This window comes from Neobacillus sp. OS1-2 (assembly GCF_030915505.1).
In the GTDB taxonomy this organism is placed as follows: Bacteria; Bacillota; Bacilli; order Bacillales; family Cytobacillaceae; genus Neobacillus.
In genome coordinates this window covers 421,575-445,091 of record NZ_CP133265.1, presented here as the reverse complement: position 1 = coordinate 445,091, position 23,517 = coordinate 421,575, and the positions used below count along the sequence as shown (strand labels likewise).

26 protein-coding genes, 1 pseudogene and 1 riboswitch are annotated in these 23,517 nt (G+C 38.9%); of the genes and pseudogenes, 13 read left to right on the top strand and 14 right to left on the bottom strand.

The features are described 5' to 3' along the window. The first annotated feature begins 14 nt into the window (after positions 1 to 14). The 7 genes from RCG19_RS02390 (at position 15) to RCG19_RS02360 (ending at position 6,485) form a co-directional block, all read left to right on the top strand. A complete protein-coding gene (locus tag RCG19_RS02390; RefSeq protein WP_308109542.1) occupies positions 15 to 968 on the top strand; it encodes an L-lactate dehydrogenase in 954 nt (317 codons plus the stop codon). Between the two features lie 90 nt (positions 969 to 1,058). Next, positions 1,059 to 1,256, top strand: coding sequence for a hypothetical protein (locus RCG19_RS02385; RefSeq protein ID WP_308109541.1), 198 nt, complete (start codon positions 1,059 to 1,061; stop codon positions 1,254 to 1,256). A 163-nt stretch (positions 1,257 to 1,419) separates the two neighbouring features. Further along, complete coding sequence (locus RCG19_RS02380; protein WP_308109540.1) at positions 1,420 to 2,982, top strand: rhomboid family intramembrane serine protease; 1,563 nt, start codon at positions 1,420 to 1,422, stop codon at positions 2,980 to 2,982. Positions 2,983 to 2,991: 9 nt separating this feature from the next. After that, positions 2,992 to 3,201: a YqgQ family protein gene (locus tag RCG19_RS02375; protein ID WP_166238507.1), complete on the top strand. Its 210-nt coding sequence runs from the start codon at positions 2,992 to 2,994 to the stop codon at positions 3,199 to 3,201. A gap of 9 nt (positions 3,202 to 3,210) precedes the next feature. After that, entirely contained in the window at positions 3,211 to 4,185 is a 975-nt protein-coding gene (locus RCG19_RS02370) for an ROK family glucokinase (protein WP_308109539.1), read from the top strand. A 97-nt stretch (positions 4,186 to 4,282) separates the two neighbouring features. Further along, complete coding sequence (locus tag RCG19_RS02365) at positions 4,283 to 5,182, top strand: M14 family metallopeptidase (protein WP_374049573.1); 900 nt, start codon at positions 4,283 to 4,285, stop codon at positions 5,180 to 5,182. A gap of 247 nt (positions 5,183 to 5,429) precedes the next feature. After that, entirely contained in the window at positions 5,430 to 6,485 is a 1,056-nt protein-coding gene (locus RCG19_RS02360; protein WP_308109538.1) for a YqgU-like beta propeller domain-containing protein, read from the top strand. 25 nt (positions 6,486 to 6,510) lie between these two features. On the opposite strand, the gene RCG19_RS02355 is transcribed toward RCG19_RS02360, so the two are convergent. Next, positions 6,511 to 6,687 carry a DUF2759 domain-containing protein gene (locus RCG19_RS02355; RefSeq protein ID WP_166238499.1) on the bottom strand — a complete coding sequence of 59 codons (177 nt, stop codon included), beginning with the start codon at positions 6,685 to 6,687 and terminating at the stop codon, positions 6,511 to 6,513. 210 nt (positions 6,688 to 6,897) lie between these two features. Between RCG19_RS02355 and RCG19_RS02350 the strand changes: the two genes are divergently transcribed. After that, on the top strand, positions 6,898 to 7,533 hold the full coding sequence (locus tag RCG19_RS02350; protein WP_308109537.1) for an MBL fold metallo-hydrolase: 636 nt from the start codon (positions 6,898 to 6,900) through the stop codon (positions 7,531 to 7,533). A gap of 164 nt (positions 7,534 to 7,697) precedes the next feature. Beyond that, positions 7,698 to 8,789 (top strand): class I SAM-dependent methyltransferase, encoded by a 1,092-nt coding sequence (locus tag RCG19_RS02345; protein ID WP_308109536.1) that lies wholly within the window; start codon positions 7,698 to 7,700, stop codon positions 8,787 to 8,789. Between the two features lie 30 nt (positions 8,790 to 8,819). Here RCG19_RS02345 and RCG19_RS02340 read toward each other — a convergent pair whose 3' ends face one another. From RCG19_RS02340 to RCG19_RS02285, 12 genes are all read right to left on the bottom strand, one after another. Then, a complete protein-coding gene (locus tag RCG19_RS02340; protein ID WP_066385429.1) occupies positions 8,820 to 9,062 on the bottom strand; it encodes a DUF2626 domain-containing protein in 243 nt (80 codons plus the stop codon). An 84-nt stretch (positions 9,063 to 9,146) separates the two neighbouring features. Continuing rightward, a complete protein-coding gene (locus RCG19_RS02335) occupies positions 9,147 to 9,845 on the bottom strand; it encodes a helix-turn-helix transcriptional regulator (protein ID WP_308109535.1) in 699 nt (232 codons plus the stop codon). 229 nt (positions 9,846 to 10,074) lie between these two features. Further along, on the bottom strand, positions 10,075 to 10,260 hold the full coding sequence (locus RCG19_RS02330) for a YqzE family protein (RefSeq protein WP_308109534.1): 186 nt from the start codon (positions 10,258 to 10,260) through the stop codon (positions 10,075 to 10,077). A gap of 61 nt (positions 10,261 to 10,321) precedes the next feature. Next, entirely contained in the window at positions 10,322 to 10,705 is a 384-nt protein-coding gene (gene comGG / locus RCG19_RS02325) for a competence type IV pilus minor pilin ComGG (protein ID WP_308109533.1), read from the bottom strand. After that, positions 10,702 to 11,169 carry a competence type IV pilus minor pilin ComGF gene (comGF, locus tag RCG19_RS02320; protein ID WP_308110910.1) on the bottom strand — a complete coding sequence of 156 codons (468 nt, stop codon included), beginning with the start codon at positions 11,167 to 11,169 and terminating at the stop codon, positions 10,702 to 10,704. Before comGF ends, comGG begins: the two co-directional genes overlap by 4 nt. After that, positions 11,126 to 11,464, bottom strand: a complete 339-nt coding sequence (comGE, locus tag RCG19_RS02315) for a competence type IV pilus minor pilin ComGE (protein WP_308109532.1) — start codon at positions 11,462 to 11,464, stop codon at positions 11,126 to 11,128. Before comGE ends, comGF begins: the two co-directional genes overlap by 44 nt. Continuing rightward, positions 11,448 to 11,888 (bottom strand): competence type IV pilus minor pilin ComGD, encoded by a 441-nt coding sequence (gene comGD / locus RCG19_RS02310; RefSeq protein ID WP_308109531.1) that lies wholly within the window; start codon positions 11,886 to 11,888, stop codon positions 11,448 to 11,450. The genes comGE and comGD overlap by 17 nt, the downstream gene beginning before the upstream one ends. Beyond that, positions 11,888 to 12,205, bottom strand: coding sequence for a competence type IV pilus major pilin ComGC (gene comGC, locus RCG19_RS02305; protein ID WP_308109530.1), 318 nt, complete (start codon positions 12,203 to 12,205; stop codon positions 11,888 to 11,890). Before comGC ends, comGD begins: the two co-directional genes overlap by 1 nt. A 20-nt stretch (positions 12,206 to 12,225) precedes the next feature. Beyond that, positions 12,226 to 13,302, bottom strand: a complete 1,077-nt coding sequence (gene comGB, locus RCG19_RS02300; protein ID WP_308109529.1) for a competence type IV pilus assembly protein ComGB — start codon at positions 13,300 to 13,302, stop codon at positions 12,226 to 12,228. Continuing rightward, positions 13,244 to 14,329, bottom strand: a complete 1,086-nt coding sequence (comGA, locus tag RCG19_RS02295) for a competence type IV pilus ATPase ComGA (RefSeq protein WP_308109528.1) — start codon at positions 14,327 to 14,329, stop codon at positions 13,244 to 13,246. The genes comGB and comGA overlap by 59 nt, the downstream gene beginning before the upstream one ends. A 526-nt stretch (positions 14,330 to 14,855) precedes the next feature. Continuing rightward, positions 14,856 to 15,647 carry a YqhG family protein gene (locus RCG19_RS02290; RefSeq protein ID WP_308109527.1) on the bottom strand — a complete coding sequence of 264 codons (792 nt, stop codon included), beginning with the start codon at positions 15,645 to 15,647 and terminating at the stop codon, positions 14,856 to 14,858. Continuing rightward, on the bottom strand, positions 15,625 to 17,313 hold the full coding sequence (locus tag RCG19_RS02285; RefSeq protein ID WP_308109526.1) for a DEAD/DEAH box helicase: 1,689 nt from the start codon (positions 17,311 to 17,313) through the stop codon (positions 15,625 to 15,627). Before RCG19_RS02285 ends, RCG19_RS02290 begins: the two co-directional genes overlap by 23 nt. Positions 17,314 to 17,524: 211 nt before the next feature. Continuing rightward, a riboswitch (glycine riboswitch) is annotated at positions 17,525 to 17,611 on the top strand. 219 nt (positions 17,612 to 17,830) lie between these two features. Here RCG19_RS02285 and gcvT point away from each other — a divergent pair. From gcvT to gcvPB, 3 genes and pseudogenes are all read left to right on the top strand, one after another. Then, positions 17,831 to 18,933, top strand: a pseudogene (gene gcvT / locus RCG19_RS02280) (glycine cleavage system aminomethyltransferase GcvT). A 22-nt stretch (positions 18,934 to 18,955) separates the two neighbouring features. Beyond that, positions 18,956 to 20,302, top strand: a complete 1,347-nt coding sequence (gcvPA, locus tag RCG19_RS02275; RefSeq protein WP_308109525.1) for an aminomethyl-transferring glycine dehydrogenase subunit GcvPA — start codon at positions 18,956 to 18,958, stop codon at positions 20,300 to 20,302. Then, the gene (gcvPB, locus tag RCG19_RS02270; protein WP_308109524.1) at positions 20,295 to 21,755 is read left to right on the top strand and encodes an aminomethyl-transferring glycine dehydrogenase subunit GcvPB; all 1,461 of its coding nucleotides are present in this window, start codon (positions 20,295 to 20,297) and stop codon (positions 21,753 to 21,755) included. The genes gcvPA and gcvPB overlap by 8 nt, the downstream gene beginning before the upstream one ends. Positions 21,756 to 21,854: 99 nt before the next feature. Here gcvPB and RCG19_RS02265 read toward each other — a convergent pair whose 3' ends face one another. Beyond that, entirely contained in the window at positions 21,855 to 22,238 is a 384-nt protein-coding gene (locus tag RCG19_RS02265; protein WP_166238366.1) for a rhodanese-like domain-containing protein, read from the bottom strand. A 194-nt stretch (positions 22,239 to 22,432) separates the two neighbouring features. Here RCG19_RS02265 and RCG19_RS02260 point away from each other — a divergent pair, with 194 nt between their 5' ends. Further along, positions 22,433 to 23,269 (top strand): lipoate--protein ligase family protein, encoded by an 837-nt coding sequence (locus tag RCG19_RS02260; RefSeq protein ID WP_308109523.1) that lies wholly within the window; start codon positions 22,433 to 22,435, stop codon positions 23,267 to 23,269. Positions 23,270 to 23,517: the final 248 nt, after the last annotated feature.

Sequence of the window (23,517 nt, the reverse complement as noted above, 5' to 3'; positions counted from 1 at the left end):
TTGGAGGAATAGTCATGTTAAAACGTGTGAATAGAGTTGCGCTTATTGGAACAGGCTTTGTTGGTTCCAGTTATGCGTTTGCCCTTTTAAATCAAGGCATTACAGAGGAGCTTGTTTTAATAGACTTAAATAAAGAAAAGGCGGAAGGTGATGCAATGGATTTGAATCACGGACTTCCATTCGCACCGTCACGGACAAAAATTTGGTACGGCGATTATAAGGAATGCGGTGAGGCGGACCTTGTTGTCATCACCGCAGGCGCAAACCAAAAACCTGGGGAGACACGCCTTGATTTAGTTGAAAAAAATACGAGGATTTTTAAAGGCATTGTTGAAAATATCATGGCTAGTGGTTTTGATGGTATTTTCTTAGTTGCCACAAACCCGGTTGACATTTTGACCTATGCAGTATGGAAATTTTCTGGTCTTCCGAAGGAGCGCGTAATTGGCTCTGGAACGATTTTAGATACAGCTCGGTTCCGCTTTTTATTGGGGGATTATTTTGATGTGGATACCCGTAATGTCCACGCCTATATCATTGGGGAACATGGTGATACAGAACTGCCTGTTTGGAGCCATGCTGATATCGCCGGTACATCCATTTCCGAATGGTCAAAAAATAAGAATGGATTCAATCATGAGGATTTAAATCAACTCTTTTTAAATGTCCGTGATGCTGCCTATCATATCATTGAGCGAAAAGGGGCCACTTATTATGGAATCGCAATGGGCCTTGTTAGGTTGACAAAGGCAATTCTTGAAAATGAAAATTCTGTTTTAACTGTTTCTGCTTATTTGGATGGGGAATACGGGCATAAGAACATTTACATCGGTGTACCAGCTGTAGTCAATCGAAAAGGAATTAGACAAATCGTAGAGCTTAATTTAAATGAAGAAGAGAAGGAAAAATTTACGAACTCCGTTCAAGTTTTAAAGAAAACAATGGAACCCGTGTTTACCTATATCTAATATAGTGGTCCTGTTTCTTCACATTGGAATCTTTTTTATAGTTTGGATAAAATAACTGCCACTATCACAAACTAATAGCAGGAGGGATTAATGATGTCTCGAATGCTAACTTCGATTTTTATGATTGGTTCAATCGGTTATTTTGCATACCGTTTCCGGTATCGAATTATTAACGTCCTGCTAGGCTCAAGCTGGATGCGCCGGCTTGCAGTTGGTTCGATGATGAGTTTACCTGGTGTGAAAAATAAAATGATGCAATCTGTATTTGGAAGACCATCTGAATGGTGAAAACCACAGATGGTCTTTTTGTTTAATAAATATCCATAATTAAGATCGTTTTAGTCATCTAAAACAGCATCCTTCGTTTATAATAAAAGGAACGCGTCAAAAAAAAATATTGTTTGTTATGTCTAAATCTAGAGGTACTACGTGATTAGGAAGTAGGGGAGAAATGAGTAATAAAGAGAGTTACATCTTTTGGAGGCTGGCTTATTCTTTCATCTCTGAGCATGGTTATCGAATGATACAATTGTTTGACAATCAAAAAGAACTATGGCTTGAAAAAGTTGAAAATAAGCAGGCACCCATTATTCGTATGCTGCTCCATGATTTAGATTGGAGTAATGCCATGCAGAGAGATATCGAATTTACTGCTGCCAATGGGGAAAGAGTCCGTAAACAACTTGGCCGATCTGAATTACATGTGATGAATATCTATATAAGTCCATTTCCACCTGTTGACGAATATGAATATCGACTCGCCAATCCGTTTATTTTTCCGGAAGGAAATAAAACAATCGTCAGTTCGATTTTACTTGCAAAGGGAGAATTTGATGCGGGATTTAGGCGTATTTCTGAAAGGGTGGGAAAAGAGATTTACTTTGCCTTTGTGGATGAATATACGGATCAGGATGTTGAATCAATAAAGGAAGCGTCCTTGGATTTTGTGAAAAAGGAAGTTAAAACGGAAAGGGCCATTCTTTCAAATGGGAAACCCTTCTTTACATATGTGTTTATCGCCATTCAAGCCATTGTTTTTTTCTGGCTTGAATTACATGGCGGGAGTACGAATACTTCTACACTGATTAAATACGGGGCAAAGGTCAATCAATTAATTTTAGGAGGAGAATGGTGGCGATTTATCACACCTATTTTCTTGCATATTGGCTTTGTGCATTTGGCAATGAATACCCTTGCCCTGTATTTTCTAGGTCTAACTGTCGAAAAAATCTTTGGCAGTATACGTTTTCTGTTGATTTATTTATTCGCTGGTTTCGCGGGTGTAATGGCTAGTTTTATCTTTAGTTCTACCTTATCAGCAGGAGCAAGTGGCGCTATTTACGGTTGTTTTGGTGCGTTATTGTATTTTGGTGTGATTTATCCAAAGCTATTTTCCCGTACAATGGGAATGAATTTGATTATTGTCCTTGGTATAAACCTTGTTTTCAGTTTTTCTGCATCAGGGATCGATGTTGCAGGACATCTTGGCGGCTTGGCAGGTGGATTCTTGGCAGCAGGTGTTGTCCATTTTCCAAAAAAGAAAAAGCTGGGCTGGCAATTACTCTTTTCTTTAGCTTCGATAGCCATTGTCTGGGGAGCAATCAGCTATGGTTATAGCCCATCGGCCAAATCGAATGATGAAAATGCTCACCTACTGATGGCACAAGAATATATAAAACAGAACAAGTATGATCAAGCATACCATGTATTGAAAGAATCTGAAGAGAAAGCAGATCACTTGTCCGAGAAAACCTATTTTCTCCTATCCTTTGTTGAAATAAAGAAGGAAATGCTTTCTGATGCAAAGGGACATTTACAAAAGGCTATTAAACTTGACCCTAATTTCGATGAAGCCTACTATAATCTTGCGCTGATTAATCTGGAGCAAAACGATATAATACAAGCAAAGGTGAATGCTGGTAAGGCTGCAGAACTCGAACCAAAACAAAAACAATATTCTGATTTAGTACGTGAAATTAATCAACATCTTCAATCTAATGGAGAAGGAGGGTAGTTAGCAAGAATGAAAACAATTTATGAAATTCAACAATTTTTAAAGCAATTTGGGACGATTATTTATGTGGGTGATCGTGTCGGGGACCTGGAATTGATGGAGTCAGAATTAAAGGAATTGTACCAGGCGCAGTTAATCGAAACAAGAGAATTTCAAACAGCACTTTTAATTTTACGGCACGAAATCCAAATACAAAAAGAAAAAAGTAAACAAAGATAGGTGGAAACTATGGCGGAACAATGGATAGCTGGTGTTGATCTTGGCGGCACAACTACTAAAATAGCTTTTATTACGTTAGATGGGGAAATTACACACAAATGGGAAATTCCTACAGATAATTCTAATGAGGGTCAAAATATTACTCGAAATATTGCGAATGCACTTTCTGAAAAACTAGCTGAGCTTGCAGAGACAAATGACAAGCTGGCTGGAATTGGTATGGGTGCACCTGGGCCGATGGATTATGAAAGAGGAGTTATTTTGAATGCGGTGAATTTAGGTTGGAAGGATAACTTTCCGTTACAGGAGAGTCTCGAAGCAGCCACCTCCCTCCCGGCAGCGATTGAGAATGATGCAAACTGTGCAGCATTGGGTGAGATGTGGAAGGGTGCTGGGAATGGTGCAAAGGATCTTGTCTGTGTCACATTAGGGACTGGTGTTGGCGGTGGAGTAATTGCGAATGGTACTATTGTTCAAGGAATAAACGGCGCAGCAGGAGAAATAGGACATATAACAGCGGTTCCCTCCGGTGGGGCTCCATGTAATTGCGGCAGGAAAGGCTGCCTCGAAACGGTTGCCTCTGCTACAGGAATTGTTCGATTAGCAATGGAAGAATTAAGTAACCATGAAACATCGGGTGAATTAAGCACACTGCTTGAAGTACATGGGAAAATCACCGCAAAGGACGTTTTTGACACTGCTAGAAAGGGCGACCCATTAGCCAGAAAAGTATTGGATGAGGTTTCCTTCCATTTAGGTTTTGTTTTAGGCGGTATTGCTAATACGCTAAATCCGGAAAAAATCGTTTTGGGCGGTGGTGTTTCTAAAGCAGGGGCTATTTTACTGGACGGTGTAAATGAAAACTTTGCTAAATTTACTTTTTCAGCAGTTATGGATTCCACGCAGTTAGCACTTGCTACGTTAGGGAATGATGCGGGTGTACTTGGTGCAGCCTGGCTTATCAAAAATAAATTAAATAAATAGGTTTCCTTTTAAAAAGCCCGATCCTGAAATTCGGGCTTTTTTTATCATTTTTTTCGGGATCACTCATATGATTCTTTAAGATGGGGGGAGAATTAATATGGATCAATCGCTTAATATTGGAACATATGCTTATGACTATAAAAAGCTTGTTAAAATAATCAATGAATTCAAAAGGAAATATCCTTTTATTGCAGTAAATACCATTGGGAATAGTGTTCTGGGTAATCCGATTCATGAGATTAAGATTGGAAAAGGATCAAAAAAGATACATATGAATGGATCTTTTCATGCAAATGAATGGATTACTACCATGGTATTGATCAGTTTGGTAAATCATTACTTGCTGGCTTTAACGAATGGAACGTTAATGAGAGGTAGCAAGGTTCTCAATCTTTACCAAGAGGTTGAGCTATCCGTTGTTCCGATGGTTAATCCTGATGGAGTAGATCTGGTCCTGAATGGGCCACCAGATCACCTTAGGGAAGAGGTCATGAGGATGAATGAGGGGAGCGATGATTTCATTCATTGGAAGGCCAATATTAATGGAATCGACTTAAATAACCAGTTTCCGGCCAACTGGGACATTTGCAGGCAAAACAAACAACCAAAATCTCCAGCACCGAGGGACTTTCCGGGCCATGCACCATTAACAGAACCTGAGGCAGTTGCCATGGCGGATTTGGTAAAAAAGAATTCATATGATTGTGTTTTAGCCTTTCATACCCAAGGAGAAGAATTTTATTGGGGGTATGAAGGTTATGAACCCTCTGAGTCTGAGAAACTCGCAAAGGAATTTGAGAGAGTAAGTGGGTACCAAGCCATTAGGTATGTTAACAGCCATGCCGGATTCAAAGATTGGTTTATTCAAGAGTTTAAGCGTCCGGGTTTTACACTTGAATTGGGTAAGGGGATCAATCCACTTCCACTATCTCAATTTTTGAAGATCCTTAAAAGTGCCGAAGGAATTTTCTTAGCTGCCCTTAATTTTGACTTGTAATCCCTCGATATTCTCCATACAATAAGTTAGCAATGTGTACAAAAAAAGTAGAAGCCGTTCACTAAGGCTTTTTTCCTATTTGTTTTAATGTGTTTGAAATATTGAAACATTTCTGTAAAAAAAACGTACTAACAATAGAGAGGAAATTTGGGGGAGGGATCTATTTAAATTGTACCAGCTTAAACGAGTAAGGGGTATTTTATTACTATCCAGCCTATTATTATTGACCCTCCTATTAGGTGGATGCATGAATAATGTAGAGCCTACACATCATGCTAAAAGTGAAAAATCTAAAGCGCCCGTCTCAGCTGCAGAAGATGAATGGAAGATACCTATTGCCATTCCGAACGGTGCGGGGGAATTTTACAAAGCTGCTGGATGGCTTTCTGAGACGGAAATAGTTTATATAACCAATCTTGAACAAACTTCAAGAGTCTTTCAATATAATCTTTTTACAGGTAAAAGTAGCTTGATTTACGAGAGCAAGAATCCAATTGTTACTGTACAGATCAGTCCCTCGAAAAAGTATCTTTTGGTTCATTCTTCGCCATCATCATATGAAGGACATGTCACCATCATCGATTTAAAAGGGACAGAACAAATGGAGAAGTCTTTTCCATCTTATGAATTAGTATTTGAATGGAATCCGTATAATGAGTCAGAGATTTTGGTATCGAAATTTGCTGAGGATTGGAGTTTCCAGCTATTTTTATTGGATATGAACAAGGCAACAAACACTGAGGTCTTCTTACGGCAGCCCTTTGTTAAATGGATGAATGGGGAAGAGGAAGTCTTTTTAGATTGGGACCAAGAAAATCCATCCTTATCTGCTCCTCTTATCATGAAAGGATCAAAAAATGGGAACGAAAAAACGGTGATCCAATCAGCAATCCATTTTTCAACATATCGTGATCTGCTCATGGCTGTCTCCGTAAATGAACACGATCAAACGATGGCAGACTATTCATTTTTTGACAAAGAGTTGAAAAAGCTTTTTACCTTTTCAATCCCACAGCTTACAAAGTATTCCGATTGGTTAGTTCCATATTTTGATTTTAATGAAAAGAAGGGACAATTTATCACGTTTAGGCCGCTAAAAAGTGGTGAAATGGATACTTACTCAGATGGGTTCCAACTGGAAAGCTATGATTTGAAAGGGAAAAGCAGTAATCTGATTATGGAAGGCTTGGATAATGAACCGATCCATTTTTCGCCATCTGGTGGAGCCCTACTGTACGGCTACCAATTTGAAAAAATTATCGATCTACAAGCCAAAAAAATATATGAGCTCATACAGAAATAAAAAAGACTGTCATTGACAGTCCTTTTTAATGCGATCCAGTAGGAAATCCAGAATTAATAATTGTCATGACGGTAAACCAGCCAAAAACAAAGAAGGAAGCAACTCCCCAAAATGCACCTAAGAAGTTTTTGTTCTTTAGTGCGCTATACCCACCGAAGGCAGCAAGAACGGTTACGATGGCAAAAATAATAACTAAACCCATGATTAATCCCCCTTTTTAGCATAAGCAGGCAAGAAGCCTTACATGTTCAAAAATATTATGTAACTATATTATATACATTCCAATCCTATTTTATATTCTTTTATTGGATTTGTCGAGAGCAAAAATAGTGCAATATCAGATCAGTGATTTCCTTGTCCACAGGTTATGAGGTAAAATAAACCTATGACATTGCATTGGAGGACCTTTTTTATGAAATGGCAGCAAATTCCCTTGGGGGCATTGCAAACAAATTGTTATCTAGTTGAACATTCTGACCGGACATGTTTAATTTTTGATCCAGGCGGAGAAGGAAATAAATTGATTCATTTATTGCAGGAGAGAAAATTAAAGCCCGTTGCGATAATTTTAACGCATGCTCATTTTGATCATATAGGTGCGGTCAATGTGGTAAGAGAGGCATATAAAATTCCTGTATACGTTCATAAGCAAGAAGAAAAGTGGCTGGGTGATCCCGCATTAAACGGTTCACAAATGTTTATGCATGTTGAACCTATTCGTGTAAATCCTGCTGATCACATCATCAAAAACGAAGGCACAATGAAAATAGGGGATTTTGAGTTTGATGTTTCGCATACACCCGGACATTCGCCTGGCAGTGTTTCTTTTTATTTTGAGAAGGATGGGTTTGTCATCTCCGGTGACGCCTTATTTCAGGGCAGTATTGGGAGAACAGATCTTCCCGGAGGTAATAACGCCCAGTTATTAAAAAGCATTCATGACAAGCTGTTAACGTTGCCTGAAGAAACCTATGTCCTGTCCGGCCATGGCGCCGTGACGACAATTGGGGAGGAAATGGATAGCAATCCATTTTTGAATGGTTTTTAATATTTTTTAAACCATAAATAGAAAGACCCTTCTCACCGATGAGAAGGGTCTTTCTAGGGGATGTTCTTTTTTCTTATAATGGGAGGGGATATTGTTAAGCTACTATCCTAACAATATAACAAAGTTAACACTATGTCAATAGTGTTAACTGAAAAGGAGTCAAGATGATTACATATTTACAAAAGTTAATTTCAAATTCTAAAAATGGGTTTATCACTTATGCAGACTATATGGAGGCTGTTCTTTATCATCCGAAATTTGGCTATTATATGAAGGAAAAGCAGAAAATTGGCCGCCAAGGGGACTTCATTACGACTAGCAATATTTCGGATGTATATGGAAGGCTAGTAGCAAAATGGTTTTCCCATATCTGTCAAACAACAAGTCTGCCTGCGGTATTTTGTGAAATTGGAGCAGGAAACGGACGCTTCGCAAAGGCATTTTTGCAGGAGTGGAATGATTCAATTAAAACTTCCTTACAATATATTATTGTGGAAAGCAGCCCATATCATCTAAAATTACAACAGGAAATGCTGCTGCCTGAACATTCTGTTGTTCAAGTTGGGAGTCTAAGTGAAATAGATCATTTTGAAGGGATGATTTTCTCAAATGAACTTTTTGATGCCCTTCCCGTTCATGTGATTGAAAAAATAGATGGAAAACTTTTTGAAGTAATGGTTGGAGCTGAAAATAATGGATTGTACGAGATGAAACTTCCGTTAACGAATCCCGAAATTCTGTCATTTTTAGAAGTGGGTAAAATTAATTTAAAAGAAAAACAGCGGATTGAAATTCCGTTGCCAATGGAGAAGGTGATTCAAGAAATAGCAACCGTGTTAACCAAAGGTATAGTTGTGACGGCTGATTACGGTTATACGAATGACGAATGGATGGATCCACGGAGGGCGGAAGGGAGCCTGAGAGGATATTATCAACATACGATGATTCATGATGTCTTGCAGCATCCTGGGGAAATGGATATTACAACGCATATTCATTTTGACTCCCTCATTCAAAAAGGTGCGCAAGAGGGATTACATTTATTAACCAAGCTAAGGCAGGATGAATTTTTATTGAAGGCCGGGATTCTGAAGGAATTAGAAAATCATTATGATCCGAATCCATTTTCAGAGGTAAGCAAGCGGAATCGAGCGATACGAAGTTTAGTTATGCCCTCTGGGATGAGTTCTTATTTTCATATAATTGTGCAACAAAAAGGATTGCAATTAAGTGAAAGTGATCTTTTTACAGAATAAAAAAAGCCGGAGCTTTACTCCGGCTTTTTCTCAATGTCCTCCGCCAAGCGGCATCATGAATGTAGTCCAATACGTGAAGCCAGCGAAAAAAATCGTTAAATATGCTGCGAAAATATGCAAATACATACGCTCAGACAGCTTTAGGTAGCTTAGCAGTACAAAGAATCCTGTTTGAGCTAAAAATAACATTGCAGTTTTATCCATATCACCTAGATAAAACATTACGGTAAAAATGCCCGTCCAGAAACCACAAACTCTGAACATGCGATCCATATGTATCCCTCCTTTTACCCCATCGATACCATCATTACAATATTATAATGTAAAAGGAGGTACAATGTAAATAATGGTTTCGAATTAGTTTGTTACAAGTGCTTGATATGAGCATGTATCACACCCGGAAATCATGTTTTCTTTTTCAATTAATTCAACCGTTTCGAAAAGTGCACCGAACATCCCCTTCAAAAATTGATGATGCATATTGCAAACTGTTTCAGTATGTTCTTCTGCTACCTCTTTAAAAGGGCAGTTGAAAATCTGAAAATAAATTTTAGTTTTATCGCCATTTGCTTCGAATTCCGGGTAAAAACCAGCTAAGGTTGCGGCACTTTTTAATATTGTTAGCTTTTGGTCAAATTCTAATTCTTCACCAAGAGATCTTTTTGCCATTTCCTGCTCAATCATTTCCGTACCAAATCGTTTCCCGGTTAAGAATAGTGCTTGTTTCCCGACCTCTCCAAGGGAGATCATCGTCTGAATGGCCACTTTGGCCAAAAGCATATAGTCACGGTATGGGAAGTGGAGCTGAATGACATCATCGGATAAACGATATAGTCGGCTTGGGCGACCACCTTTCCCTGTTTTTTTTGTTTCTGACACTAACATGTTAACATCTTCTAACTTTGATAAATGCAGTCTCGCCACATTGGGATGAATATTAAAATTTTCAGCTACTTCTTGGACGGTCACTTCTTGATGACGTTTGGTAATGTATTGATAAATGTAGTATCGTGTTGGATCTGACAAAACGTTTGTTATTTTTAATGTTTGTTCCATCTCTATTCACCTCTGGCCCCCATAATTTATTCCATTATAATACAGCAATTATAACAAGGGAATGAGGTTAACAAGTTTAGCACTATATGTTTAGAAAATGTTCACAATTACGGACTTTATATTGTAACAATATTAGAAAGATAGTGGATTTAATAAAGAATTGCGTTTCGTCAAGCGAAGGGTTATTGGGAATTGTGGCAAAAAAAGAAGCCGATATAGAATCTGCTTCTTAGAGCTTACGTCTTTTTTTCACTTCTGTATAAAGGATATAAGGGAGAATCCCAAACCATCGATACCAAAAATCAGCTCTTGTTTGTTTTTTCTCTTTTCGAAGTCGTTTACGTTCATCTTTCGGCTGATCGGCATATTTTACGATGGTTTGGGTCATGTATTTTACGTAATCATTTGTTTTCATGGACACACCTGCCTTTTTAATACACTAAAAGTATGTCCACGTTTTACTTTTTCAAAACTGCTTAATTCACTTCTACCCATTTGACGAGTTTTTTTGATCTTGTATCAAAAAGTCCACGGCCGAAGATCGATTCACCGGATTTGAGACTGAGTGAGAAATTAACCTTTTGGACAAACCCTGATGGGGGATCAGCTTGATAGTTCATAGTTCCATTTTTATAGATAATAGTTCCCTTGGTGGAAATAGTTCCACTAGTTTGAAACTGCCATTCGATTTTCTTTACAGATGAAAGTAAATAATATTCTTCTTGGTGGATCATTGCCGTTTCGTGAGCCATTTTTCTTTCCGTTTGTAATTGTTCCATTTGCATAGAGAAAAATACTAGAAAAATGATGAGTAAGCATAACACTAGCGGATAGGTAAATCCTTGTTCATTATTTTTCATGTACCCGAACTCCTATTCACTAATAGGTAGCATGTCACACCGTATTCTTTTCCCCAACTATCCGTAACAGTAATCTTAACTATGTTGTTGATGACTAAAAAGGTGACCTGTGATACGTTTTGAAGGATAATTTCATGACCAGTTGAATTCACGCGTCTTCTAAGATTCGACCCGTACTTCTCATATTGAATCGTTTCAGTATCCTTATCAAGGATTAATCGGTCCGAGACAACAGTGGCACTTGTGGCAAGCCGTATCTCTTTTTTTACTTGGCTGCAAAAAACCTCCCACTCCATTGACTGTAATTCCGCATCATTAGCTTTTGTATTTAGGATGATTTGAAAAATAGGTGTCATAAAGAAAATGATGGTTGAAAAGATAGAAAATGCGATGAGTACTTCGATAAGGGTAAAGGCTTTTTCATTCAAGGACACCACAAACTTTGGATTCGGACATGAATGCACTTTTTTCAACTTTTACACACACCACCTTTTGAGCGCCCGATTCCGTGTCATTCCAGATGATTTTATATTCTACTTTATTTCGTAGGATGGTGTAATCATTATATGTTTGACTATCGAGTAATTTTGCTTGTAGTTCTTCGTACATTAGCTTACGTGCTGAATTTTCAATTTCCAATTTCCTGGATTGGTCTCTCAGCCCCATTAATAATGGTAGTAAATAAAGGCTTAGCATTAACAAGGCTGACAATGAAAGCAATAGTTCTAACAAAAAAAATCCCTTATTGCTCCTTAACATAAAACCTTCCCTCTCCAATTAAAATGGTTAGTTGATAACTCTTCCTTTTCGTATAGATGGTAAAGGAACCAAATTTATTTACATCTCCGTCACCCAAGAATTTGAAATATAAGGGGATAGTACCTTCCCTAAGATTGATATTTGTTGAGTAATTTCTGTCGATAATCGGCGGCTTTCCAGATTGCTCAAGCATATAATAGCGATATTCATTTTGCATAAACACAACGGACACCTCATGTTGATGGGAAATCGCATATTGCTGTGAATAGAGCAGATCTGCCTGTAGTTGAGTGATAAATGCCTCATCTTCCATTACGGAGTGCTGGGGCTTTAAGGAGAAAACTGTAATTGAGGAAATAATCATAAAGATTGAGAGAACTAATAGAGACTCAATTAAGGTAAAGCCTTTTTGGTTTTGACTCATTATGAATTCGTTACTTTTGCAACTGGTGTGACGGTTCCATCGGTATCAATTTTAACGGTATCACCATTCGGACAACCTTTGGCATCGTTTAAATAATTCTCTGATTCCAGCTCCGCTAAGGTGGGCACCTTGTTATGTTCCATTTCATACGCCTGAACTTGGGCTTGTACCATTTTTACATATGCCTGACAGCCTTTATTGTTGATATTCGAATTGTGTTTGGCAACGTTTGGAATTGTGATAATTAACAAAACTGAAATGACGAGCATTACGATCATCATTTCTATGAGTGTAAAACCCTTTTCATTATTTTTCATTTTATTACGCCTCCATTTTCTTATATTCCATCAAGTAGATGGAACATGGGTAATAATATCGCTAAGTACATAGAGACAACGAGAAATCCAATAAACAAATAAAGAATTGGCTGAATGGTTTTTAAACTCTTTTCCATCATTTCCTCCATATTGGTGACACAGTGTTTGCTGAAAAATAATAACTCCTGTTCTAATTTCCCATTATCTTGGCCATGTTTTACAATCATTGGAAACTCCCTTTCAAAAAATGAAAAGGTAGCTAAAATTGTTTCCAATTTTTCTCCTGTAACAAGCTTGACTTTAATCTCTTCTGCTATTTTGCTGTAAAACGGTTGTCTTTGATTTTTTTCAAAAAGTAATAAGGCTTCAGAGACTGAAATTCCACCGGATAAGAGGAAGCTGAGTTGAATGGAAAAGTAGTGAGTAAACAGCAATTTGAGGATCCTGCCGACAATGGGGATGCGAATAAGCTGAGACCTTTGTTGAAGGATGGAGAGTTTTCGAAATACAAGAAAATAATAGATTGTCGTAAAGAAGAGAAGCGTCAGCATTACACCGATGACCATCGGAAAATATTGATCAAAAGCATAAATAACCTTGGTGAAAAAATTTGCTTCAAGACCAAGTGATGAAAAAAGCGTTGTAAACCTTGGCAGCAATGTGTTTTCAATAAAAATAAATAGTACACCTGTAATAAAAATGAGTAACATCGGATATTGAAGTAATTTTAGAAGCTTTCGTAAATCCTGATCCTTTAAAAGAGCGAGGTCACTTCCCTCTAACAATGCATCGGCAAAGCTCCCGTGCTGCTCAGCAAAATAAACATAGCCGATTAAATCTTTGTTAAACTTGAGATTGTTTAAGATTTCATGAAAGGGCGTGCCCTTTTTTAGCTCTACTAAACAACCATATAATTCCTCCTTTCGTTTGGTTGGTAGTTGTAATGCTATGGACTCAATCGCTTCTGCAATTGGATACCCCTGTGCCAGTAATTCACCCGTTCTCTTCAAAAAACTTGCTTGTTCATTCGTCTGCCATTTATGGGGCTTCATCATCGTACACCAGCCGTTCATATTCTGATTCTTGAATGTATCCAAGGGCTATTCCCTTGTTAATCACTTCTCTAAGTGTTTTGTAATGTGATTCGACTTTTTCCCCTTTAGCTAACTTCATGGCTGAATGTAAATTTCTTCCCGCTAACAACTCAAACACACTCGCCCTCTTCCATCTTCCATAGGAGTAACAAAGCGGCGAACAATCTCCTTCACAAAATGGGCATGTAAGTTCTACTAGCCTTTGTGCTGTGACAGCAATTAACGTCTGCTCGACCTCTAGCCAATTCGCACCAAATTCACGGAGACGGTATACTGCACCCTTGGCATCCCTAGTATGCATCGTTGATAGTACCAAATGCCCAGTGAGGGCTGCTCGGACAGCTATTTTGGCAGTTTCAGCATCCCTGATTTCACCAACCATGATGATATCCGGATCATGGCGAAGAATTGCCTTTAAACCGGCCGCATACGTAACGCCAGCTTTTTCATTGACTTGGACTTGCAAAACAGAGTCATAGTTTTTTTCGATAGGATCTTCGAGTGTGATGACATTGCGATGAAATAAGTGGGCAGTTTCATTTAAAAGCGAGTAGAGAGTTGTGGTCTTGCCCGAGCCAGTAGGCCCGGTAAAAATGATTAAACCATGTGCATGTTTGAGAAGAGCTAGTAATTTTCGCGTCATTGCCGGGAATAATGAGAGTTGGTGAAATGGAATCTGTTCTTGTTGGGGTAAAAGCCTGATGACAAGGCTCTCTCTGTTGTTTGATGGAAGTGTTGAAAGCCTAAGTCCCATTAATTGTCCGTCTACCTCACAAAAAATGGCTCCGCTTTGCGGGCGTCTTCTTTCTCCGATATCCATATTGGCTGTGAATTTAAAATGTGAGATTAATCTGTCGCATTCATCTTTTGGAAGGGATAACCGGGGAATAAGTTTGTTGGTTAATCGGATTTGCACGAGTGTGTCATTCTTCCGAGGTATAATGTGAATATCTGTTGCTTGGTTTCGTGCTGCATCTGTAATGATCCGATTCGCTAAAATTTCAATTGCGCTAACAATAGGTAACACCACCTTTTATTTTTTCTTTGATATATTTCGACATGGTTCTTTCTTTTCCTTCTTTACTTTTTTAAAATATTTTATTTTTTTGCAAAAAATTTATGAGGGTGTCAGGCACCATATGAAAGGTCTAAAGAGTTCTGTTTTGAGGTGCTTTTCTTAAAATACGCTCCGAAATGACAGACGTATTGGCAGCATTATCGATTATATAAAAAAGTAAAATTCGCCCTAAGTAATTGGGAGTTTCGTTTTAACCAGCAAAAGTAAAATAAACGGAGATTTTCCGGTTAAATGTAGGATGAAGGTCTTTTGGGGGTAAATAATGGGAGATTTTCCGTTTATGCAAAGAAAAATCTCCCATTTTTGAATTTTTCGAGTTAATAAGCGGAATATATCCGTCTATTTTAGCTCTTTTTAATAATAATTACTATTTAAGCGGAATTTATCCGTCTATTTATCAGCACAGGTGCTTGACCTGCCCCCAAACCGAAAAGTACGGATCCTCTTGATTTTAGATGCCCAAAAAGCAGCTTTTATTTTATATCGCTTTTTCCGTCAAATAGAAGAGCCCACCATTAATGAAGGAAATGCTAATCTTTGGTTCGTATTGCTCCTGGAGCGCCTGTTTTTCTGTTGTGTAGCTCTCATTATCATCTTCTGCATCCTCATAAAAATGGTCCAACAACCGTAAATCCTGATCCCAGCGCTTTCGTGCTTCATTAGCCCATGAATGGTCCTCCGCTGAAATGACCGATTTTAAATACGTTTCAACCCTCGCCATTCCACTTTTTGGCCGAACTAAAGGTGATAATGTGAAGGAATAATCCGGTATTTTTGGTGTCAATGGTATTTGCAGTAACCGGTCGTGAAAATTCTCAACCATTTGCCCATTAATGAGCTGCAAACCGATGGATTTAAAAACATCGCGCTTCCGGTCACATTGATAGGAGATCTTAACATTCATGCACAACCAGGGAAGCAAGGGGGTTTGATTCCCCTGCTGCCGATGGTTCTCATAAAGCCGGATATAACTGGCGAGATTTTTGGTTGATTGAAAAATTTGATGCAAACGTGGTGAACCAAAATGAATGATTTCGCCCTTCAAATTTTCAGGGGCATTTTCTTTGTTGGTGATGAAGGTAAGCCGCATTGGATTGGGTATTCCACCCGTCTTTTCTAGAAAGTGCCAGTAAAACGGCCGATTCATTAGTTCTTTATCAAGCTCAATCGTTAGTTGAACTGTTAAATGGCCCGGTTTATTTTCAACTATTGGGCATTCATTGGCTTTAAAATAATTCAAAAGAAAGTTATGAATTTCCTGCTGCTGCATGTGAATCCCCTTTCTTCATGTCCTCTGCGAATTCAATCATTGATGATAAATTCTCCATCTTTATTCGCATTTCACCTTCAGATGCAGATTGTCCAAATATATCAATCAAATGATCTTCAATATTGCCAAATTCCAGTTTGGTTAATATATCATCTAGTTCACCGATAACTTTTTCAAAAAGGTGTATTTTTTCATAAAGTAGTTTTAAAATATGTTCTTCCACAGTGTTTTTTATGGCGAAATTGTAAATCATAACATCCTTTTCTTGACCGAGACGATGAATCCGGCCAATTCGCTGCTCAAGCCGCATTGGATTCCATGGTAAATCAAAATTGATAATATGGTTACAGAACTGCAAATTAATGCCTTCACCACCAGCCTCTGTCGCGATTAATACTTGTGCATGCTTTTGAAACAATTCCCGCATCCAATCCTTTTTCCCGCGTTTAAAGCCGCCGCGAAATGGTACAGACGAAATTCCATGTTGTTTTAAGAACCACTGCAGGTACATTTGTGTTGCACGATATTCAGTAAAAATGATGACCTTATCATCCACATTTTGAATCAATTCAAGGGCTTTTTCCGCCTTGGAATTTTGCTGAACGGCTTCCACCTTGTTAATCAGGAACTGTATTTGTTCCTCGAAAGCACGGGTGGGATTCTCTTTTTTCTGAAGCATGTTTTTCAGCGTATAAAAAACCGCTTCTCGGCTGCTGCATGCCTCACGTTGCAGTGTCATGACTGAAAAGGCACTTGACTGAAGCCAATCACCTTCGTTTTTCATAGTATTTATCGCGTCATATAGCTCTTTTTCAGGAGGTGTAAATTCAATCGGGATGGTTTCCACATGCCGTTTTGTCCATTCAATCCCTGTATCAGCGCGGCGGTTCCGGATCATCACCTTGTTTACCAATTCTTTTAAATGTTCATCATCATTTAAAGATCTTGCATCGCGTTTATATTTTTTATAGAATGACGTCTCGCTGCCTAAATGTCCGGGTTTAAGCAGGGAAACAAGATTAAAAATTTCCTCAATACGATTTTGAATCGGTGTGGCTGTTAATAGTAAACAAAACTTCTTTTTAAGATTTTGCACGAATTCGTAGTTTTTCGTTTTGTTGTTTTTTAATTTATGTGCTTCATCAATGATGATTAGGTCATAGTCCAGATTATAAATAATACTACGATGGGGGTCTCGTTTGGCCGTATCAATGGAGGAAACGACGACATCACATTGTTCCCATACATAACTTTTCCTTTGAGTAATCGCAGGGATAAAAAATTTGCTATTCAGCTCAATCGCCCATTGGGTTACCAATGAAGCGGGTACGAGAATCAATACCTTTTTTACTAATCCACGAATCATATATTCTTTTAAAATTAAGCCAGCTTCAATCGTTTTTCCTAGTCCCACCTCATCCGCTAAGATGGCTTTTCCGTTCATATGTTCAATTACTTGCTTGGCTGTTTCGAGCTGGTGGGGAAGGGGAGTTAAATTCGGTAAATGTCCTGGGGCTTGTAAACCCTCAAATTCAGGTATTACCAAATGTTTTTCAACTCCGATTGCCAGCTTAAAAAGCTCCCAGTTCCCCCATGGGCCATCGTTGTCAATTCTATGTAAAAAATCATCCTGCCAAGAGGAATCAAATTCAATTTCGACCGACATGAAATCAGCTCCTTTTCATACTTTATCTACTCTAGTGTGAAACCAATTTTTAACTTGAGAAAGGGACTCCGTTTTTATCATAAAGTTATTGCCCAATGTGTTGGTTTAATGGTAGGATGAAAATAGCTTTGAAAGTTTTAAATATTTTAATAAGGTAATTTATTTTATAAGTATAATTAGTATGACCAAATTGGAAAATATTATAATGCGAATGACAACAAGGGGAGAGACTACTTTGTAGCGCCGAAGGAGCAAGCAGATTTGTGAATCTCTCAGGCAAAAGAACTCTTGTTTGACGCAGCTCTGGAGAGTGCTGACCAATAGGATCAGCCACCAAAGGGGAAAACCATTTTCGGTAAACTTTCAGGTGCAAGGACAGAGACCTTCTTTATTCAAAGGGAGGTTTCTGTCCTTTTTTATGCTCTTTTTCGGACTAACCACACACCTGTTTGTTTTTCTAAAAAGAAAAAAAGAATAACAATTTTTTCAGAATAAAAGACTGAAGGGGGATTTTTGGATGACTGAATTACAACGTACTCCGCTTTTCGATGTATACAAAGAAAATGGGGGAAAACCATCGATTTTGGTGGTTGGGAGCTGCCAGTCCAATTCTCAAGCATTAAGGATGAGCACGAAGCAGTCCGCAAACGTGCGGGTTTGTTTGATGTATCCCATATGGGGGAAGTGGAAGTAAAAGGTCCTGACAGTTTACGCTACTTGCAAAAAATGATGACAAATGACATTTCAAAAGTCAAAAACGGCGGTGCCCAATACACTGCAATGTGCTATGAAAACGGCGGCACGGTTGATGATTTACTTGTCTATAAAATCGAAGATGACCATTACCTCTTAGTCGTGAATGCATCAAATATTGAAAAGGATTATAAATGGCTTGAAGATCATTTAGAAGGTGAGGTTAGCATCGAAAACCTATCAGAAAAAACAGCTCAACTTGCATTACAAGGTCCGCTTGCTGAAAAGGTATTACAAAAACTTGCGACCGAAACAGATTTAAGTGAAATTGGCTTTTTCAAATTCAAGCAGGAAGTAAACCTAAATGGCAAAACGGCACTTGTATCTAGAACTGGCTATACCGGTGAAGATGGGTTTGAGCTGTACTGTGATGCAAAAGATGTTGTCGAATTGTGGAGAGCAATTTTAGAGGCGGGTAAAGAAGAGGGTGTCATTCCATGTGGTCTAGGTGCACGCGATACCCTCCGATTCGAAGCGAATTTAGCTCTTTATGGGCAAGAACTATCACCGGAAATTTCGCCGTTAGAAGCAGGGATCGGATTTGCTGTAAAAGTAAATAAAGAATCTGACTTTATTGGCAAAGAAGTCCTTAAACAGCAAAAGGAAAATGGATTATCAAGAAAATTAGTGGGGATTGAAATGATTGATCGCGGAATCCCTCGCCACGGATATCCTGTTTACAAGGGTGATGAGCTAATCGGAGAGGTAACTACTGGCACTCAGTCACCTTCTTTAAAGAAAAACATCGGTCTTGCCCTTATTAAGACGGAATTTACTGGGCTTGAGTCTGAGGTAGAAATTGAAATTCGTGGGAAACGTTTAAAAGCTTCAGTGGTTTCAACACCTTTTTATAAAAGACAAAAGTAGACATGAGGAGGGAGTTAGGTTTATGAAACATCGTTATTTACCTATGACTGAACAAGATAAGAAGGCTATGCTTGATACGATTGGTGTTTCCTCAATTGATGAACTGTTTAGTGATATCCCGGAAAAGGTAAGATTTAAGGGTGAATACAACATTAAAGCGGCTAAGTCTGAGACTGCCCTACTGAAAGAGTTATTCATGTTAGCTGACCGCAATGCCGACCTTAAAAGAAATGTCTCATTTCTAGGTGCTGGTGTTTATGATCATTACATGCCCGTCATCGTTGATCATGTAATCTCTCGTTCTGAATTTTATACTGCCTATACACCATATCAGCCGGAAATTTCTCAAGGTGAACTGCAAGCCATTTTTGAATTCCAAACAATGATTTGTGAGTTAACGGGAATGGATGTGGCGAACTCCTCAATGTATGATGGGGGAACTGCACTTGCAGAAGCTGCAATGCTTAGTGCCGGTCATACAAAACGGAAAACAATCGTTGTTTCTAGTGCAGTCCATCCTGAGTATCGCGATGTTTTAAAAACGTATGCAAAAGGCCAGTATCTTGAAGTGGTAGAAGTACCGGTGAAAGATGGTGTGACAGATGTTGATGCATTAAAAGGAATGATGAATGAGAATGTTGCAGCGGTAATTGTTCAATATCCAAATTTCTTTGGCAGAATCGAGCCGTTAAAAGAGGTTGAGGAAATCGTTCATGCTGCTAAAGGGATGTTTGTTGTTAGCAGCAATCCATTATCCCTTGGCGTTTTAACACCTCCAGGAAAATTTGGGGCGGATATTGTTATTGGGGATGCACAGCCGTTTGGAATTCCAACTGCATTTGGCGGACCTCATTGCGGCTATTTTGCGGTTACAACTAAATTAATGCGGAAGGTACCTGGACGTCTTGTCGGTCAGACAGTGGACGATCAAGGCCGCCGTGGTTTTGTCTTAACACTACAAGCACGTGAACAGCATATCCGCCGTGAAAAAGCGACATCTAATATCTGTTCAAATCAAGCACTTAACGCCCTTGCTGCCTCTGTCGCAATGACGGCTCTAGGAAAAAAAGGTGTCCGCGAAATGGCTGCAGCTAATTTACAGAAGGCACATTATGCAAAAATGGCTTTTAAAGAAGCAGGATTTAAAGTCGTTAATGACGGCTATTCGTTCAATGAATTTGTTGTGAAATTAAATAAGCCGGTTAAAGAAATGAATCAAAAACTGTTACAAAAAGGAATCATCGGCGGTTATGATTTGGGACGCGACTATTCAGAGCTCGCTAACCATATGCTCGTTGCCGTTACAGAGCAAAGGACGAAGGAAGAAATCGATACTTTAGTGAAAGAATTGGGGGATCTGCATGCATAATCAAGACCAAGCACTCATTTTTGAAGCTAGCACACCGGGACGAATCGGATACAGTCTTCCAGAAATGGATATTCTTGAATTGGAGATTAGCGACCTGCTGCCCGAGGGTTATCTTCGCGCAGTTGAACCTGAACTTCCCGAGGTTTCTGAGCTTGATATCATGCGCCATTATACCGCTCTTTCGAAAAGAAACCATGGCCTGGATTCAGGATTTTATCCATTAGGTTCTTGTACCATGAAATACAATCCGAAAATCAATGAAAATGTTGCCCGCTTTAATGGATTTGCCCATGTCCATCCACTGCAGGACGAAAGCTCTGTTCAAGGGGCACTGGGGCTTTTATACGATTTGCAGCAGCATTTAATAGAAATTACCGGTATGGATGAAGTGACCTTACAGTCTGCTGCAGGTGCACATGGGGAGTGGACTGGATTAATGCTAATCCGTGCCTACCATGAGGCAAATGGAGATCTTAACCGGACAAAGGTAATCGTGCCTGATTCAGCCCACGGAACAAACCCTGCTTCAGCTACCATCGCAGGTTTTGAAACGGTAACAGTTAAATCAACGGACAAAGGTCTTGTTGATTTAGATGATTTAAGAAGGGTTGTTGGCGATGATACGGCAGCACTCATGCTTACAAATCCGAATACACTAGGGCTTTTTGAAGAAAATATAATCGAAATCACTGAAATTATTCATGAAGCGGGTGGAAAAGTTTATTACGACGGGGCAAACCTTAATGCTGTTCTTTCAAAAGCAAGACCCGGCGACATGGGCTTTGACGTTGTTCATTTAAATCTTCATAAAACCTTTACAGGTCCACATGGTGGCGGCGGCCCTGGATCAGGTCCTGTTGGTGTAAAGGCAGATCTTATTCCGTTTTTGCCAAAACCAATTATTTCAAAGCGCGGCGAAGAATTTGTGCTTGATTATGATCGCCCGCAATCTATTGGCCGCGTGAAGCCGTTCTATGGTAACTTTGGAATCAACGTTCGTGCGTATACCTATATTCGTTCAATGGGTCCTGACGGCTTAAAGGCAGTAACGGAGTATGCTGTATTAAATGCCAACTATATGATGAGGAGATTGGCTGAGCATTATGATTTACCATTCGATAAGCATTGTAAGCACGAGTTTGTATTGAGTGGTAAACGCCAGAAAAAATTAGGTGTCCGCACATTGGATATAGCGAAACGTCTGCTTGATTTTGGCTATCATCCGCCAACCATTTATTTCCCATTAAATGTTGAAGAATGTATCATGATTGAGCCGACAGAGACAGAATCAAAAGAAACACTTGATTCCTTCGTTGATATCATGATTCAAATCGCGAAAGAGGCAGAAGACAATCCTGAAGTCGTTCAAGAGGCACCGCATACAACGGTCATTGGCCGTTTAGATGAAACGCTGGCAGCACGTAAACCAGTTTTAAAATATCAAAGAGCGTAAAATGGGAAGAAGGATCAGATTCGAAAAATGAATCTGATCTTTCTTTATTTTAGAAACAAAAAAAGCTCCGGGGATAACCCTGGAACTTTGGAGTCATTATTATTTTTTAGTTTTTACTTTACCAGACCACTTCTTGAAACCGCCTTGCAGCTGGGTAAGTTCTTTGTAGCCTCTTTTGTGTAAAAATTGTGCTGCACGCGCACTGCGCATCCCACTTTGGCAATACAAGTAAACAGGCATATCTTTGCGAATTTCTGGCATACGCATTTTCATTTGTGACATTGGGATATTACGTGCTCCTAAAATATGGCCGCCATCAAATTCGTTCGCTTCACGAACATCTATTAGTTGTGCCTTTCTGTAACCTGCACGGAATTCTTCTTCTGTTACCGTTTTAACAATCCTCTTCTGAAAGAAATAGGTGGTAACGGAGTAAATAATAACTGCTGCGAGAATGATTAATAAACCATAAAGTGAACTCAACTTCTTTTTGCCCCTTTCAAGCTTTCTTGCTCTAGCTTTATTATATAAGTCATTAGAGTAAAGATAAAGATGATTAGCGAAAAATCTTTTACTTTTGCCTAATTAAAATTATAGCAGAAACAACTTGTTTTGAAATCATATCAGATTTTGGTAGACTTAAAATCGAAATGATTATAAAAAAATGAGGTTTGTTCATGAAAAGAGAAGTTTGGCGTTTTATCGACTCTGGAAATAGTTCACCATCTTTTAATATGGCGTTGGATGAAGCATTGCTAGATTGGCATAGCGAGGGAAAAATCCCCCCCGTCATTCGTTTCTATGGCTGGAATCCTCCGTCCCTGTCTGTTGGATATTTTCAAAAGGTTGAAAAAGAAATTGACATGGATGCGGTGAAAGCGCATGGGCTGGGGTTTGTCAGGAGACCTACAGGTGGGCGCGGCGTTCTCCATGAGCATGAGCTTACATATAGTGTCATTGTTTCAGAAGAGCACCCTGCAATGCCTAAAACTGTAACAGAGGCATATAGGGTAATATCGGAAGGAATTTTAAAAGGCTTTCATCATTTAGGTCTTGAAGCTTATTTTGCTGTACCAATGACAGCAGAGGAACGAGATGCATTGAAAAATCCACGTTCTGCTGTCTGCTTTGATGCACCGAGCTGGTATGAGCTGGTGGTGGAAGGCAGGAAGGTAGCAGGTAGCGCGCAAACAAGGCAAAAGGGTGTCATCCTTCAACATGGAGCCATTTTATTGGATTTGGATGAAGACAAGTTGTTTAGTTTATTTAAATATTCAAGCGAACGGGTAAAGGAACGGATGAAGAAGGCCTTCAAGGATAAGGCGGTTGCCATTAATGCAATCAGTCCAAGGCGGATTTCACTAGAAGAGGCAAAAGAGGCCTTTTATAAGGGGTTTGCTGAGGGGCTGAACATTGATCTTGAACCATATCAATTAACGGATGAAGAACTTGCATACGTTGAAAGAATAGCAAAAGAACGCTATGAGAGTGATGAATGGAATTTTAAACGGTAATTGGTAGCGGCTGCGGCCGCTTTTTCTATTTCCTGTTAAAAAAAAGTGGCAAGCCGCAAAATTTGTTGAATTTTCCTGTTTTAGGGCGAAAAACAAATAATAGCTTTTGTTTTCTCCCAAATCTAGTTTATTTTAAGTTTGACAAAATTAATGTTATTTGCTCACCATACAATATATAGTGGTGTCGAAAATATTATCGGTACTATATATTGATTTTTATGATTTATTTTGTTAACGTAAGTGTATTA

Bases quoted from the DNA above. Each gene is read 5' to 3' on its own strand.
- RCG19_RS02390 (WP_308109542.1), top strand. From the start codon at position 15: ATGTTAAAACGTGTGAATAGAGTTGCGCTTATTGGAACAGGCTTTGTT.
- RCG19_RS02385 (WP_308109541.1), top strand. From the start codon at position 1,059: ATGATGTCTCGAATGCTAACTTCGATTTTTATGATTGGTTCAATCGGT.
- RCG19_RS02380 (WP_308109540.1), top strand. From the start codon at position 1,420: ATGAGTAATAAAGAGAGTTACATCTTTTGGAGGCTGGCTTATTCTTTC.
- RCG19_RS02375 (WP_166238507.1), top strand. From the start codon at position 2,992: ATGAAAACAATTTATGAAATTCAACAATTTTTAAAGCAATTTGGGACG.
- RCG19_RS02370 (WP_308109539.1), top strand. From the start codon at position 3,211: ATGGCGGAACAATGGATAGCTGGTGTTGATCTTGGCGGCACAACTACT.
- RCG19_RS02365 (WP_374049573.1), top strand. From the start codon at position 4,283: ATGGATCAATCGCTTAATATTGGAACATATGCTTATGACTATAAAAAG.
- RCG19_RS02360 (WP_308109538.1), top strand. From the start codon at position 5,430: ATGAATAATGTAGAGCCTACACATCATGCTAAAAGTGAAAAATCTAAA.
- RCG19_RS02355 (WP_166238499.1), bottom strand. From the start codon at position 6,687: ATGGGTTTAGTTATTATTTTTGCCATCGTAACCGTTCTTGCTGCCTTC.
- RCG19_RS02350 (WP_308109537.1), top strand. From the start codon at position 6,898: ATGAAATGGCAGCAAATTCCCTTGGGGGCATTGCAAACAAATTGTTAT.
- RCG19_RS02345 (WP_308109536.1), top strand. From the start codon at position 7,698: ATGATTACATATTTACAAAAGTTAATTTCAAATTCTAAAAATGGGTTT.
- RCG19_RS02340 (WP_066385429.1), bottom strand. From the start codon at position 9,062: ATGGATCGCATGTTCAGAGTTTGTGGTTTCTGGACGGGCATTTTTACC.
- RCG19_RS02335 (WP_308109535.1), bottom strand. From the start codon at position 9,845: ATGGAACAAACATTAAAAATAACAAACGTTTTGTCAGATCCAACACGA.
- RCG19_RS02330 (WP_308109534.1), bottom strand. From the start codon at position 10,260: ATGAAAACAAATGATTACGTAAAATACATGACCCAAACCATCGTAAAA.
- comGG (WP_308109533.1), bottom strand. From the start codon at position 10,705: ATGAAAAATAATGAACAAGGATTTACCTATCCGCTAGTGTTATGCTTA.
- comGE (WP_308109532.1), bottom strand. From the start codon at position 11,464: ATGTTAAGGAGCAATAAGGGATTTTTTTTGTTAGAACTATTGCTTTCA.
- comGD (WP_308109531.1), bottom strand. From the start codon at position 11,888: ATGAGTCAAAACCAAAAAGGCTTTACCTTAATTGAGTCTCTATTAGTT.
- comGC (WP_308109530.1), bottom strand. From the start codon at position 12,205: ATGAAAAATAATGAAAAGGGTTTTACACTCATAGAAATGATGATCGTA.
- RCG19_RS02290 (WP_308109527.1), bottom strand. From the start codon at position 15,647: ATGCAGCAGCAGGAAATTCATAACTTTCTTTTGAATTATTTTAAAGCC.
- RCG19_RS02285 (WP_308109526.1), bottom strand. From the start codon at position 17,313: ATGTCGGTCGAAATTGAATTTGATTCCTCTTGGCAGGATGATTTTTTA.
- gcvPA (WP_308109525.1), top strand. From the start codon at position 18,956: ATGAAACATCGTTATTTACCTATGACTGAACAAGATAAGAAGGCTATG.
- gcvPB (WP_308109524.1), top strand. From the start codon at position 20,295: ATGCATAATCAAGACCAAGCACTCATTTTTGAAGCTAGCACACCGGGA.
- RCG19_RS02260 (WP_308109523.1), top strand. From the start codon at position 22,433: ATGAAAAGAGAAGTTTGGCGTTTTATCGACTCTGGAAATAGTTCACCA.